16 protein-coding genes are annotated in these 14,529 nt (G+C 32.6%); 5 read left to right on the top strand and 11 right to left on the bottom strand.

Annotated elements, in window-relative coordinates:
- Positions 1–26: 26 nt before the first annotated feature.
- Positions 27–1,247 (bottom strand): PfkB family carbohydrate kinase, encoded by a 1,221-nt coding sequence (locus GTK47_RS11205; protein WP_165123233.1) that lies wholly within the window; start codon positions 1,245–1,247, stop codon positions 27–29.
- A gap of 958 nt (positions 1,248–2,205) precedes the next feature.
- Between GTK47_RS11205 and GTK47_RS11200 the strand changes: the two genes are divergently transcribed.
- Positions 2,206–2,697, top strand: a complete 492-nt coding sequence (locus GTK47_RS11200) for a DUF4822 domain-containing protein (protein WP_165123231.1) — start codon at positions 2,206–2,208, stop codon at positions 2,695–2,697.
- 123 nt (positions 2,698–2,820) lie between these two features.
- On the opposite strand, the gene GTK47_RS11195 is transcribed toward GTK47_RS11200, so the two are convergent.
- The 4 genes from GTK47_RS11195 to GTK47_RS11180 form a co-directional block, all read right to left on the bottom strand.
- Entirely contained in the window at positions 2,821–3,957 is a 1,137-nt protein-coding gene (locus GTK47_RS11195; protein ID WP_165123229.1) for an AAA family ATPase, read from the bottom strand.
- Entirely contained in the window at positions 3,954–4,658 is a 705-nt protein-coding gene (locus GTK47_RS11190) for an RNA ligase family protein (RefSeq protein WP_165123227.1), read from the bottom strand. Before GTK47_RS11190 ends, GTK47_RS11195 begins: the two co-directional genes overlap by 4 nt.
- A 249-nt stretch (positions 4,659–4,907) precedes the next feature.
- Positions 4,908–5,483, bottom strand: a complete 576-nt coding sequence (locus GTK47_RS11185; protein WP_165123225.1) for a YiiX/YebB-like N1pC/P60 family cysteine hydrolase — start codon at positions 5,481–5,483, stop codon at positions 4,908–4,910.
- Complete coding sequence (locus tag GTK47_RS11180) at positions 5,462–5,869, bottom strand: DUF4878 domain-containing protein (RefSeq protein ID WP_165123223.1); 408 nt, start codon at positions 5,867–5,869, stop codon at positions 5,462–5,464. Before GTK47_RS11180 ends, GTK47_RS11185 begins: the two co-directional genes overlap by 22 nt.
- An 833-nt stretch (positions 5,870–6,702) precedes the next feature.
- On the opposite strand from GTK47_RS11180, the gene GTK47_RS11175 reads away from it, so the two are divergent.
- Positions 6,703–6,960: a hypothetical protein gene (locus GTK47_RS11175; RefSeq protein WP_165123221.1), complete on the top strand. Its 258-nt coding sequence runs from the start codon at positions 6,703–6,705 to the stop codon at positions 6,958–6,960.
- 110 nt (positions 6,961–7,070) lie between these two features.
- The gene (locus GTK47_RS11170) at positions 7,071–7,763 is read left to right on the top strand and encodes a helix-turn-helix transcriptional regulator (protein ID WP_165123219.1); all 693 of its coding nucleotides are present in this window, start codon (positions 7,071–7,073) and stop codon (positions 7,761–7,763) included.
- Between the two features lie 21 nt (positions 7,764–7,784).
- Here GTK47_RS11170 and GTK47_RS11165 read toward each other — a convergent pair whose 3' ends face one another.
- The 4 genes from GTK47_RS11165 to GTK47_RS11150 all read right to left on the bottom strand — a co-directional run bounded on the left by GTK47_RS11165 (position 7,785) and on the right by GTK47_RS11150 (position 11,275).
- Positions 7,785–8,411, bottom strand: a complete 627-nt coding sequence (locus GTK47_RS11165; RefSeq protein ID WP_165123217.1) for an ATP-binding cassette domain-containing protein — start codon at positions 8,409–8,411, stop codon at positions 7,785–7,787.
- Complete coding sequence (locus tag GTK47_RS11160) at positions 8,405–9,181, bottom strand: ABC transporter permease (protein WP_165123215.1); 777 nt, start codon at positions 9,179–9,181, stop codon at positions 8,405–8,407. Before GTK47_RS11160 ends, GTK47_RS11165 begins: the two co-directional genes overlap by 7 nt.
- Positions 9,182–9,281: 100 nt before the next feature.
- Positions 9,282–10,037: a molybdate ABC transporter substrate-binding protein gene (gene modA / locus GTK47_RS11155; RefSeq protein ID WP_165123213.1), complete on the bottom strand. Its 756-nt coding sequence runs from the start codon at positions 10,035–10,037 to the stop codon at positions 9,282–9,284.
- Positions 10,038–10,291: 254 nt separating this feature from the next.
- Positions 10,292–11,275 (bottom strand): sugar-binding transcriptional regulator, encoded by a 984-nt coding sequence (locus GTK47_RS11150; RefSeq protein WP_075674265.1) that lies wholly within the window; start codon positions 11,273–11,275, stop codon positions 10,292–10,294.
- A gap of 371 nt (positions 11,276–11,646) precedes the next feature.
- On the opposite strand from GTK47_RS11150, the gene cutA reads away from it, so the two are divergent.
- Both cutA and sra read left to right on the top strand, forming a co-directional pair.
- Positions 11,647–11,955 carry a divalent-cation tolerance protein CutA gene (cutA, locus tag GTK47_RS11145; protein ID WP_165123211.1) on the top strand — a complete coding sequence of 103 codons (309 nt, stop codon included), beginning with the start codon at positions 11,647–11,649 and terminating at the stop codon, positions 11,953–11,955.
- 389 nt (positions 11,956–12,344) lie between these two features.
- On the top strand, positions 12,345–12,578 hold the full coding sequence (sra, locus tag GTK47_RS11140; protein ID WP_165123209.1) for a stationary-phase-induced ribosome-associated protein: 234 nt from the start codon (positions 12,345–12,347) through the stop codon (positions 12,576–12,578).
- Between the two features lie 128 nt (positions 12,579–12,706).
- Here sra and GTK47_RS11135 read toward each other — a convergent pair whose 3' ends face one another.
- Positions 12,707–13,759 (bottom strand): nucleotidyltransferase domain-containing protein, encoded by a 1,053-nt coding sequence (locus GTK47_RS11135; RefSeq protein ID WP_165123207.1) that lies wholly within the window; start codon positions 13,757–13,759, stop codon positions 12,707–12,709.
- Positions 13,743–14,522, bottom strand: coding sequence for a nucleotidyltransferase domain-containing protein (locus tag GTK47_RS11130; protein ID WP_165123205.1), 780 nt, complete (start codon positions 14,520–14,522; stop codon positions 13,743–13,745). The genes GTK47_RS11135 and GTK47_RS11130 overlap by 17 nt, the downstream gene beginning before the upstream one ends.
- Positions 14,523–14,529: the final 7 nt, after the last annotated feature.

Below are 14,529 nucleotides of genomic sequence, written 5' to 3'. Positions count from 1 at the left end.
TTTATTCCTCTTTCAAAAAAGATTATTTATTCAGGGGATTGGGTGACAATCTGTGAATATGTTGTTTGATTGATGCGATGCATGACATTAATATCTTCAGGCATTTCTGAAGCATTACTCGTCTCAACAGCTAATGATGAAAAAGCTGATGCATAGCGTAACGCATAAGAAAACTGCTTTCCTTTTGCCAACGAGGCAGCGAGTGCACCATTAAAAGCATCACCTGCCCCTGCTGTATTTTTTACAACTGCCGGATATGCCGGCGAGTAAATATACTTATATCCGTCATAAGCTAACGAACCTTTACTACCCAGCGTAATAACCACCTTATTTACGCCTTGCTGATAAATAGAAACCGCAGCATTTTTTGCGGATTCTAAATCAAGTACTTCTATTCCAGATAATAAACTCGCTTCCGTTTCATTAGGTGTTAATACATCTATCATCGGAAGTAATTCATTAACTATTCTGTTATAAGGTGCCGGATTAAGAATAATAGGAATATTATTCTCGTTTCCAATAGCAATAATTTCTTTTAATGCTTCAATATTTGTTTCTAATTGTAGTAAAATGATATCTGCATCAATAATTTTATCTTTCTGTATTTTTACTTCATCAGCAGAAATATCCATATTAGAACCAGAGTAAATAGAAATAATATTCTCTCCACTCTCTTCCGAAACAAAAATAGAAGCGGTTCCTGTTTGGTAATTTTCAGTTTGATATATCGTTGATGTTTTTATTCTTGATGACGATATAAAATTAACTGCATAATCACTAAATTGATCAGTGCCTATCTTCGTAATAAAATGTACCTGCGCATCAGCATAACTCGCTGCCAGTGCTTGGTTACAGCCTTTACCTCCCGGTGAGAAGATAAATTTATTCGATAATAAGGATTCCCCGGCTTCTGGCAATCTAGGAAGATAGCTAATCATATCAACATTAAATGAACCCAGTACGCACACCTTATTTATTGCTGTCTTGTTTGCTAAATCGTTTTTATCAATTTGATCATTACATTCTAGAAATTGTATAATTTCTTTCTTAGCTACTTTATCTAATGTTTCAAATTCTATAAAAGCGCCACCGTGGCATCTTTTTATAATTCCTTTTTCTGCTAGTGTATTTAAATCTGATCGTATTGTTTCTTTGGTAACATTAAGTTCTTTAGCCAAAACAGAAACTTTTACTGCACCATTACCTTTGATCAGATTAATTATTTTCTTATGACGTTCTGCTTTCATTTAATGTTACCTCTATGGCAACAACTTTAGTTTATTAGTTGTTATGGGATTGTGATTACAATCATATGTTATTTATTAAAAGCAAAAAAAAGCAGAAATACAAAAATAAAAAACAAAAAGAAACAGAAATAAACAATGATAATAGTAAGATTATTTAATAAATAAATTTGAGGCTTATTCTTTTTTTATAAAAAACAGAGTCATTAAATAACGTAACTTTAACTTATTTAGTATAAATAAATTTAATATTACTTTTTATCTATCCACAGGTAATAATATTAAAATTTCACATGCAAGAATAAAATTTACTTTTATAAATAAGACATTACAAAAAAATCATTTTATATTTCTATAAAAAAACCGTAATAATGCTTAAATAAAATACAATCTAATTGAATCGAGCAATGCATTAATTATTTTTATCATCTCTGATTTTTAATCAGGATTTACCATAAAGAAATTTTAATCATTAAATACCAAAGAAAACGATACCCTTTTGCCAAAGGACGTAAATTACTTAAGTAATGCAAAAGCAACGCTTAAAACACACGCATTTTTCATCTTTCATTTTTGTGATCTAAGTAACATTTAGTTAGATAAAAAAGTTATCACCTTTGTCTATTTAGTTCACCTGTAAGTCAATCTTTGAGTTTATATTGTAAATCAAGAATGGTTTTTATCTATTTTTGGTATCATCTATAAATATGATTTGTTTTTTTAGCCACTTCATTCACAGTAATTATATCTGGAATAAGAATAAACGCAGATAATAACGCCAATAAAAATAAATATATCGATATTTTAAACTATTTGCTTTTGTCAAAAAGTCTTTTTATCAGAAACATTTAGACATACTTCTTTCCTCGCACTTTGCCTATTTTATACTTAAGTTTACTCATACCGTCAGACACAACATAAACTCCTGACAAAAAGTACAACGTAAAATAAGGATATATTAATGAAAATAAAATCACTTATCGCAATCTCATTATTAAGCGCTAGCTTTTCTCTTTTTGCCACAGAGAATTCAACATCATCTACCAATATTCAAGCTCAAGGCGTTATTCAGGCTCAAAAAGAGCTTAATGACTATGAGAAAATCATGATAGAAAAAGTCTGGGTAACTACAGATGCGGTCGATGAAAAAGGTAATAAAACAAGTTCAGACAATACACAAGTAAGCAATTATTTTGGCTTTGCTGAATATTACCCAAATGGCACATTTATTATGTTTACACCAGAAGGTAAACAAAAAATGCAAGGTGACTGGTCAATGTCAGATGATGGTAAATTACGTACCTTAGTTGCTAAAGATACGGAAGGTAAAACACTATTCACCCGAGATGTAGAAAATATCACAGTTAAAAATGACGAGTATACCTATCGTATTTATCCAAATGCTGATGATCGTAATACCTATTTCGATATTATTCATCACGTTAAAAAATAAATTTAGTACGTTGTTTTACCTGCAAATTAGCTCCACTCAATAAATAAAAGGGTTACTTATTTTTATAAGTAACCCTTTTATTTTTATAACTGACTTATCATTTCACCAAAATTCGCCAGATAATTAAAGTATGCTCTGAGATTGCCCTTCGATCCAATAAATCACTTTATGCGCTTCTTCTGGTGTGGGCACTTCCAATTTACTCAACATTCGTTCCATGACTTTAGTCGGTACAGCTTCATTTCTTGCATTATTTTGCCTCTGCCATTGCGCATAAGGAACTTCAATATAAACCAAGGTGACTTTTGCATTATAACGATAAAACAAAGAGATCAGTTGATCTCGCATTTTTCGCGTAATATTGGTGGCGTTCCAAACAAAAGGTTTATGCTCTCGTAAATAAATACGAGCTTGTTCTTTTGCTTGCTGTGCTATCCAACCATTAGCATCTCTATTATCAGGTTTAATATTATGCTGGCGACGGAGATCATCTAAACTTACAATCGGAATATCTGCACAATGTTGGCGAATAAAGGTATCTTTTCCCATACCTGGTAATCCACATAATATCGTAACCTCACTTCCTTTTTCAGGATAAGGCTCATAATTGCAATCCGTACTATTCTCTGTATAAAAATAGTGAAAACGAGCATTATCTGAAGAAAATGGAGCTGCTCTACGCCAACAATTTAGCTCTTCGCAATAAAGGATAAATAACGCAATTTTATCAAAAAGTGCCTGCTCATCTTCACAATCTCGCCCTAAAACATCAGCTTTAGCCAATAATGCCAATAAATAGCAATCTACTCTTAATGATGCAGCAAGCAGTGCTTTTTTAGGATCCGGTTTATCCATTACCCACAGCGGTAGTCCATGAAAACGAACTAAAGCCGCAATCTGCTCTCTATCAGCAAAATTTAAAGGTACTTTTTCATATAGAAAAAGACGCGTTGTCAATTCACCTTTACGTGCATGACCCGGTGAAACAATTCGCCCCTCTTCTTCTCGTGTTGTAGAACGCTTTTCTACATCATGAAGAAGTGCCGAGATCCATAAAATCTGCTGTTCTCTTTCAGTTAACGTTTCATATTCTGGTAATGATTTAACTGAATTGATTACTCTTTGTGTATGTATCGCTACATCACCTTCTGCATGATGAATAGGATCTTGCATAACACCTGCCATATCACTAATTTCATCATACAGTTCACAAAGGTGTTCCCATGACATTTCAGTGTGTAATTTCTTATGAAGCATCATTGAGACTCCTGTGTTTTTTCCCAAATTAAAGGCGCTCGTCGCCAATTTTTTTTCCAATGAACATCTGTTTTAACATGGTCTTTTCTAACATATTTAAAAACACGATGTGAAAAATCATCTAAAGAAAATGACTGAGCATCTCGTGTAACAATGCCTTCCATTGGGCTTGGTTTTTGCGTTAAAACATCTTGTGATTGAAAAAAACTTGCTTGCTTGGCTTGTGAAACAATCATATTTTCAAAATCAGTTTTATCCTGACATTCAGGCAGTTTAATTTCTGGCACCGTTGGCAGATCAAAGAGAGAAGCATAAAACTGTACTTCTTCCCAACTTAGCCATTTATCTTTATAACGAACGGCAAACACATAAAAATATTCTTCTAAATGTGCATATTCAATAGAATGAATGGCATATAGATTTTCACCAAAAATATCTAACTCACCTAAATCGTTTTTCATCATTTGCCAACGTTGACGCAATTGAGATGTCCACGCTGATTGAGCTGGGGTTGCATGCGAGCGAGCAAAAACCCCCATTTTATTTAGGCAATTATTTTCTCCATCCAGTTTTTCTGTATGGATAAGTTGTTTTATTTGGCAAATATCCTGCCACCATTGCGCATTTATACGATCGTCATTTGTTGTGCCTGGTGAAAAAGGATAATGATAGGTTCTATCATATTTTTGTGATTGATTATTCATTATTTAATACTCATTAAGTAACAGAAGGTCTACCAAATTTAAAGAGAAATTCGGTAAGTTTATTTTTCTGTATTTGCACTATATCCTTCAGTGCCTTAATGCGTATTACATAACAACGACCTAAATAATCAAAAGAGAGAGGAAAATAAATTTAGACAGATACTACCTGTAAGTTTCCCAAAGAGCTAGAAAATTAATGTTATTTATTTTTCTTGGTTAATAGTTATTAAAAGATAGCAAAAATAACTGTTACTGGGGATATTGGATAATATTTTCAGAATCAATCAGATTTTCAGGAAAAATAAGTGGATTATCTGAAATAAATGGCATATCTAATTTTCGAGTACCAGTAGAAATAGAAACCCCTGCTTTTAACCATGCAGTAGCAACTAGCTCAGTGCAATAAACACCTTGCCCAGAATGAATACTAAAATTTTCACCCACTCGTTCTAATGCGGTTTGCACCGCAATCTCTCTTGCTTCTTCACTTCCTTTCACTTGGTAAAAACGAACTGAATTAGGTTTTGCTCGACTAATGAAAAATTCAAGACTATCCACAGTAACACCATCTTTTATATTATGATGTTCACTGGGTGTTGAATGGATCACTTGAATGCCGTTATCAGAGATCCACAGCATACCTACGTGGCTAAACCCGCTTTTATCAACTTGTTTAATTATCTCACTAATAACTTCATCCCCATCCCGAAAAACCAAATCACCGTTCTTTAAGTCATGAGGCAAAGCGAGTGCATAAAATGCACCCACTAAGAATAAAGCGAAAATATTAAATGTGCGAACAATCACTTGATGGCAACTTTCCATTTACCATCGACATTAATCATCTCTTGTGCTTGATTTTTTTCCACACCATCTTTTAATGCAGTTTTTAATGTCACAATTGCACTATTTTTATCTTCACTATATTCAATACTGATAACTTCAACTTTACTCAAGCCACCTTGCTTTTTAACTTGTTTTCCAGTCTCTTCTACAATCATTTTAAATTTGCTATTAAATTGTTCAGCTCTTGGATCTCCTTCCATATCACCTAAGTGAATTAATGAAATGACTTTATCCCCATTCCCTTCAGCAACTGCTTCAACAAATGCAACTGCTGCCTGCCCTGGATCATCCGTTTTATCACCACAAGCTGATAATGCCATGACTGTAAATATTAAAAACAGAGAACCTACAATTTTCTTTAACATAATTCACCATCATCATAAAAAGTTATTCTGGCCAAAAAAATCTTATAAAAAATATTTCCTATATTAAAATATAAGGTAGCAAATACATTATTTAAAATTAATTTAATAAAGAGAGCTAACTTCGCCTTTCCTACCGATAAATTATACGTGATAAAAATAAATTTCGGCATATTTTTATATCACTCGTTATTTACAGATAGAGATTAAATGAAGTTTAATTAGTTTTGCAACGTATCATAAAAAGAGTAACTCTAATTATCACAAGGATCTTATTAGTTACACAATGAAAATGATTTATTTTTTATCCTTTACAATCAATAGATAAGGAAAAAATTAGCTCTTTTTATCTTTAATTTTCTTTTTAAGAAGATTATTAAAAGCAAACATTAATATAAGAATAAATTTTATCAATTTTGTAATAACCCTAAAATAAAATTATTCTCTATTTATTGCTGTAACCTCTTTAATTTTTGCTAAATATAATGTAATTCACCTTAATTTATCTAATAAACAAACATCATTTAAATTAATATTACATAGAAAATATCAATTAAATATTACAAATAACAATATTACAACAACCAAACAGACTAAAAAACAATTCTATTTGTTTTCACAATATCTCATAGCGTATTATTGCCTTATATTTAGGTTTTTTGCCTATAACACATTGCGAAAAAATACAAACAAACACTAGAAAAATTGTGATCACATACACCTTTTTGCATCATTAATGCTATTTAAGACAAATAGAAACTGCTTTTTTATCAACAAATAGGTAATCTAGCGGTCTGATTTTGATGACCAAACATGAATAGTTAAAAGGATATTTTATGTTTACTTCACAGCTCATGCTGGTCGGTTATGTGTTGTTAGTAAGTCCTTGTGGAAATGATTCTTGTGATGCAGTTCCTATTACAGAAACAATTTATACTAAAGATGAATGCACAACACGACTTAACTACTTAAAACAAAAAAGACCAGACTTTATTATTTTCTGTGGAGAAGTCTTAAGAGATCCTGAAGTTACTGATGAAAACCCTTATCTCACCCCACCAGATAGTGCAGACGATGTTTTCAAAATTAAGTAATTAATTTATTCTTAATTTTATGATTAAGATAAAATACAATTTAATTTGTTTTCTTTTTACGATATACTCTTTGTACTTGAATATGTAAGGACACGTATTAGGAGTCACTAATGTCTATTGCGAAACGTACCAAAGATAAACGCATTGCGTTAGGTTTAACACAATCAGAGCTTGCTACTTTAGCAAGTACAACACAGCAATCCATAGAACAGCTAGAAAGTGGTAAAACTAAACGTCCCCGTTTTTTACCTGAATTAGCAAAAGCATTAAGTTGTGATTTAACTTGGCTACTCGAAGGTGAAGAACAATCCAATGTGAATTCTGAAATTCCACCAGAGAATGAATGGCAACCAGTGAGTGAATGGGACAGTAATACTCCTTTGGGTGCTGATGAAGTGGAAATTCCCTATTTTAAAAGTATCGAACTCGCAGCAGGTGATGGTTGTTGTACTAACGAAGATCATAATGGATATAAATTGAGATTTTCAAAAAGCACACTACGCCGTTATGGCGCATCTTCTCAAAACGTTATTTGCTTTTCTGTTTATGGCGATAGTATGTCACCTGTTATTCCAAATGGCTCAACAGTCACTGTCGATACAGGTAACACACGTATTGTTGATGGTGGCATTTATGCTATCGAACAAGATGCCTTATTTAGAATAAAACTACTCTACCGTCAACCTGGCGGTAAATTGATTATACGTAGCTATAATAAAGACGAGTTTCCTGATGAATCTGCAGAAACTGATTCTGTAAAAATTATGGGGCGTATTATCCATTGGTCAGTAATGGCTTGGTAATCAATAAGCAAGGCAATAATTTCATAGCATAGAATTTTCAGTAACAACTTGTCCTTTAGACAATAAAACCGTTTTATCTGCTAGCGCTCTGATTTCACGAGGCTCATGAGTAACCATGATCATCGTTATTTCCTTAGATTTTAAGGAATCAATTAAATCCCAAAGCTGATAACGTGTTTCCCAATCCAAACTCGAAAAAGGTTCATCCAGTAGTAAAAGTTTGGGTTGGCTGATAAGAGCTCTCGCCAGTGCAACGCGTTGTTGTTCCCCTCCTGATATTTGATGAGGATAACGTGCTGCGAGATGTGCAATTCCCATTTGTTCTAATATCGCCGTTTCTCTCTCCTTGCTTCGTTTCTGTTTTGCGCCATATTGTGCTAGCCATAAATTTTGTGTCACCGTCATAAACGGAAATAAATAAAGCCGTTGATTTAAATATCGGCAAGAACGTAACCACACTGGTTGCCTATTTATATTTTTATCTGCAAGGTAGATATCACCAGAATATGAAGTATATCCAGCTATCGCATTTAAAAGCGTTGTTTTACCACTTCCAGATGTACCACTTATTCCTAAGCATGTCCCTTTCTCTACGTTTAGCGAAACATCTTTTAATATACCCGTTGTTAATGAACGAATTTCTAGCATGATCTTTTCCTTTCTCGCTGCAAACGATGTAACGCAAATAGTAAAGTAATCGCAATTGCGGTAAGAACAAGTGCACAACCTATTGCCAGAGTGAAGTCTCCGCTGGCGATATTTAAATAAATTGCCATAGGTAACGTTTCTGTTTTTAATCTTGTTGCACCAGCTAACATTAACGTAGCGCCAAATTCACCTAAGGCTCTAGAAAATGCAATGATACTTCCACTCATTAAAGCGGGCCAACACAGAGGGATCTCAATCAGGAAAAATGTTTTTGTTGGCGTTAACCCTAGATTTTGTGCAGTTTGAATATAAGCAGGATCAACAGATTTAAAAGCAGAGAGGCTATTTCTCATAATAATCGCACTAGCGACATAAGTTTGGGCAATAATAATACCCAATGGTGAAAAGAGAGAGCGAGATAATTCAGGGAAAATTCCTGTTAAAGGCCCCTGATTTCCTAACAATAATAATAATCCGATACCGATAACCAATGGAGGTGTCACCAAAGGTAAATCTAATAATGCATCAATAAAACGATGTCCTTTAAAAGGAATTCTTGCCATCGCCCATGCTGCTGGCACACCTAGGATAATAGCCAAGCATAAAGAAGTTAACGCTGTACTCAGTGACATACCAATAGCAAAATGGAATTCAGGATCAGTAATAACTTGCCTCAATTCAACATAAGAAAGCTGGCATATTAGTGCAATTAGCGATCCTAAGATCAGAAATAACAACAAAAAAAGTGGAATTAATGCCCATCGAAACACGTTATTTCCTTTTTAAGATAGATATTTATTTTGCTGTAATAATGAAAAAAGCCACCAGTGAGTTGGTGGCGAAAAAACACAATTTATGTGAGAAAAAAATCTATGGTTTCGAAATTACAGGAAGAAAACCATAATCAGTAAAAGCCTTTATCCCTTCAGCACGCGTAAAATAATCAGCAAGTAATTGTGCTTCTTTTGGGTTTGCTGATGTTTTTAAAACAGCGAGAGTTGCCACTTCTTCAGGGCTACCTTCAGGAACTGGAAGTAAAACAAGTTTATCTTGGTTTTTCATTGCATCTGCATATCCAATAATGGCGGTATCCACTTCCCCATTTAATAAATACATAAGCAATTGTTTAATCGTTGCTGTACGCACAACAACTTTATCACGTAATTTATCGCCTTGACCTGACGCATCAATAAGCTGCTCGCCACTTTTTCCTAATGCGATAGCTTTAGCATCACCCATTCCTAGTTTTAATGAGCTATTCGCAAGATCATCTAGTGTTTTAATATCACCCACTTTATCTTTACGCACAGCAATAACTGGAATATGACGAACAATAGAAAACTGATTAACGACTTGCCCTTCTTTATCTAACTTTTCCACATAATCTTGTGAACCAGGAAAGAATAAATCCCCCTGCTTAGTTAAATTAAAGCGTGTTAATATTTGACCTGAACCACCATATTCAATAGTGACTTTATTTCCTGTCTCTTTTTCAAATACACTTACAACTTGCTCTACGGGTTGTTTTAACCCAGCTCCAGCATAAAGATGAAGCTCGGCTGCAAATGTATTATGACAAATTAATCCTAATGCTAATCCTAAACCAGCAAGTAATTGGCGTTTCATAAAAATGGAGACCTTAACTATCGTTATATAATTTTTTATATAATGGATGATATAACTGTTTAAGGCAAGAGGCTCATATAAAAAAAGAGAAAAATGTTAACAACTTATCATTTTTATCTTTTTCTTTATGTGTAAGCTTTACAAAAGAAACTGATCAAAAATAAACACTTCAAATATTTCATTTTTATCAGAGATAGGTAGATATTAAACTAGTGGTTTGCCGACAAATCCTCGCTTTCACGAGGATTTTATAACTAATTATCGAGCTCTAATAATGCTAGCGCTGTCACTTCATCAATCACAATATCAGTGGCGTAACCTCCTTTTATCGCCCCTATAGTTGCCTGAATATTTTCCACGCCACCTGCAATAAAAAGTCGCTGTGTAATTTGTCTTAATTGAGCAAGGCTTATTCCCATAATCCTAAGATCAATATCAGAGACCAAAGGATTGCCTTGTGCATCATAAAAACGCCCACAAATTACACCCACAGCACCCAAATCTCGATATTGAGCCATTTCACTGCTCGTTAACACCCCCGTTGTTACCAGAGGATTGTCATCACATGTATTACCCACAACAAACAGAGCTTTATTACACTGATTTAGCGCTGAAAAATTACGTCTAATAATAGGCTCCGCTTGAAGTTCCATTGCTAGACGTGCGCTAGACACCACCGCAGGTACATGTAAATTAATACTGCACCCTGATAACTTGTTTGCGATTAACGCAGCAGCTTCTGTTGTTTTAAAATCAGGCTGTGGTGCCACTGCACCTATCATTTGTAGTACTGTAATGTTTTTTAATGATTTGGGTGGAAGATAATTACCCAATTTATAAATTGTTCGTCCCCAAGCAACACCTAAAATATCATCGTCATTAATTATCTGAGAAAGATACATCGCTCCTGCTTTTGCTAATCTTTCTCTGTTCATATTTAAAGTGTGTTGCGATTTATTCTTTTCTTCATCAGGTAAAATAAGCACATTATTAAGATCGAATTTTGCTTTTATTCTTATGGCATAATCAATCGTAGAAAATACTGATGAATCCAAGTTAATATTTACGAATCCTTTTTCTCTAGCTAGATGCAAATATTTCACTACAGTGACACGAGAAACACCCATTATATTTGCAACTTCACTTTGGCTGAGTCCGTCCTGATAGTAAAGCCATGCAGCATAGAGAACGGGATCATTATCAAATAAACTCGCGTTTTTTAGCGAATTATTATCCATTTTAAACCCCACAAATTTTTATAAATCTTATGACTAATTAGTTTATTTTATATTAGAGATATTATTGAAGATAAAAATGCCTTTGAAAAAATTAAGTCTTATAACACAAATAGATACATTTCATTAATCTACTAATAATATCGGCACCCTGATATTTTTCTTTACTACAAGAACCTTATAATACGTAAAAAGCCCTTAATAATGCCGTAAACAGTTCATATCGAGAAAGTTTTTTTTGAAAATACTGTTTTGTTTCGCTAAAAATAAAAATATTAGCTTTAAGTTTTAAAAAGTTTTATTTTGATAAAATTAAAATCACCCAACTCTTATTGTTGCTATGAAAAATCAAATTAATTTAAAAAGGAAAAACAATGATAATTGCATACTCAACAGCACCAAATGAAACAATTGCTAATGAAATTGCTCACTATCTCATCAATACGAAACTTGCTGCTTGTGTAAACTTAATTCCTCAAATCAAATCTGTTTATCGTTGGAATAATGAAATTATTGAAGATAATGAAATACTTATGATGATAAAATCTGAAAAAAGCAAACAGCAAAACTTAATTGATACTCTTGTCGAAATACATCCTTACGATACTCCTGAAGTAATTATAATACCGATTGAAAATTGTTTTAAAGGTTATCTTAATTGGATCCATGAATCTTTGAATTAAAACAATGTTAAATTTTTAGTGAGACTTCTTTTCTAATATTTTTTCAAAAAATGATAACAAATTGTAAATAAAACTATCTTATATCATCTCATTTATTAGACAAGTAACCAGTTGTTAATATTAAATTAAATTTCTTATTTAAAATTAATACAGGTATTTTAAATATACTTTATAATAAAAATAATTTTAATTTCAGATAATAATAATACAGATGGTTAATTAAATAATAAACAGAAAAATATTTATTTTATTTGTATGAAAGTATTTTAAATATATATAGGTTAAATAGCTTTTAATGCTAAATTAATAAGCTTACCAACATCTTATTCTTTTTATTTTCTGTTATAATAAACAGGCTTTCTCTAAATTACATGCAAAAGGAGTGAGTTGTGAAAACAAACAGAGTCGCAAGACGTATTTTAGGTTTACCTTATAATTTAAGTCGGTCTAAAAGGAAAGTGCGTTTTTCCATCATTGCCTCTACAAACGCTGAAAATATACCTGCTGAGTTAAAAAATACAGCTAAAGTCTGTTTAAAACAGGATTTCAGAAAGAATGCAGAGCACAAGCGTGTCTATATGAAGTTAATAGATGCTTACCCAGAGTATCTTGCAACCAATTAATATGGTTATACGCCAACGCTATTTGATAAATATTTTTGTATTCAGTTTGTATACTTAAAATATTAAAAATAGCATATCCCTTACATTACGTAAGGGATATTAGTTTTCTAGACTAATTTATTTTTTCACTATTTATAAAGCTCTTTCCTTATATTTATAAGTGCAACTTCTGCGATTGAAGGTTCAATTTCATCAGGTAATGTGCTTAGTTGAAATGCATTCTCAATATTCTTGATAAGAATTTTACTACGCTCTAATAATTCATCATAACTAACCTGACCGGCTTTAATTGCTAATAACTCATCTCGATTATCACACCAAACCTTCACTTTCCCTTCTTGTGCGATCCCTAATGCGATATAGAGCAATCTAAAGGTATGCATCATATTTTTACTATCGTAACTTCGTCCATGATCGATGTTTTGTTGGTAACGAACATCATTACGTTGTTCAACCCACTGCCAATATTCATGATATTGTTTGCGATATGCGCTATAACCTTCTTTATTAAAACTAAGATAACCTTCAAGTTTTGCTGTTTTAGAAATACTACTTAGCAATACATCATTAGCACTTTCTTTTTTTATTATTCCTTGATAAGTCGCTTTATCATCATAATAAATTGCATAAATATCTTGAGCATGTGCGAGTTTTGTTAATCCAATATGTTCTTGTTTCCAATGTCGATTTTCTAACCAAGTATTGATTAATATTGTTTTCCCGTCTTCAATCACATAACAAAAATCGAGAATAGTTTTTAATTTTTTTTCAACTGGATTTACTATTTTTTTGTTTAATCCTTGAGCTTTTTTAATCTGACCTTGTGCATAATGCACAAATGTTTGAACACAAGTTTTAGATAAAAACCATTCTGGTTTTATTAATGATATTAAAGGGTGACGATAAATAACCACATGTTCAGGTGAATTAAGTAGTTCTAAAATATTAGGATTAGATGCACACAATAGTTCTATAAATCGTCCTAGTTCATAATAAACGATATCATTGGTTTCATTACTGACTTGTGGCGTGTATTCCAACCCATAAAAAAGATCTTTAGGGAGATAAAATACGCCTTTAATATCTGTATCTGATGTTTCTGTCGCAAGATTATGTGAACGACTTCCAGCGATACTTTCAAATAAAAGGTAAGGTTTTATATCTTCAATGGTCAGTTTCATCTAATTTCTTCCTAAACCAATTATTTAAAATATCATTATCAGGTACTGTTCTTTTTGCTAATTGAACATTTGTCTCTTGCCATAAAAAAATCACTAAATGTTGCATCACACCCGTTGGAATCCAAGTAAAATGCTCATCTTTATCTGATTTAAATTCTACTAGCTCTTTGATGACTTTTTGTTCTTCAATAGTTAAGATTTTTATCAGCTTATCCAACTCCATAGGCGGAATGTCACCCGTTTTTACTGTCCAATAAGCGGATAAAAGAGAACGTAATAGATAGAACCATTTTTTTAATTTTATTGGCTCTACACTAATCTCATTCTTTGAGTTATTTTCAGGAGAATATCCACTCACAACTTTAGCAATTCCTCGATAATGATGAACAATCACTTTGGGTTGATAAAAGAGTTTTGCAAGCTCAAATAACTCCTTTTGAACATTAGGATATTCTTGATAAATTATCGGTGATTGAAGCCATTCTAATAATATACAGTTCGATTTACGTAATAAATGCAGTGCTTTGGTAATATCCCAAGCGCCGACATCAAACCAACTGTTTTCTATCCATTCAAAGGTTTCTTTAGGTTTATCGATAGAAAGATAAGCATTGCGAGGGCGTATAAAAATACCTCTCACATCATAATCACTATCTGTTGAAGCAAATCCCCAAGCTCGGCTACCACTTTCTGCAACATAAAGTAATTTAACTTGATGCTCTTGCTCTATTTGCGGTAATTTTTTTAATATCTCATTATGCATGATGTCC

This window comes from Proteus sp. ZN5, from assembly GCF_011046025.1.
In the GTDB taxonomy this organism is placed as follows: domain Bacteria; phylum Pseudomonadota; class Gammaproteobacteria; order Enterobacterales; family Enterobacteriaceae; genus Proteus.
The sequence above is the reverse complement of the archived record's forward strand: the minus strand, read 5'-3'. Positions and strand labels throughout refer to the sequence as shown.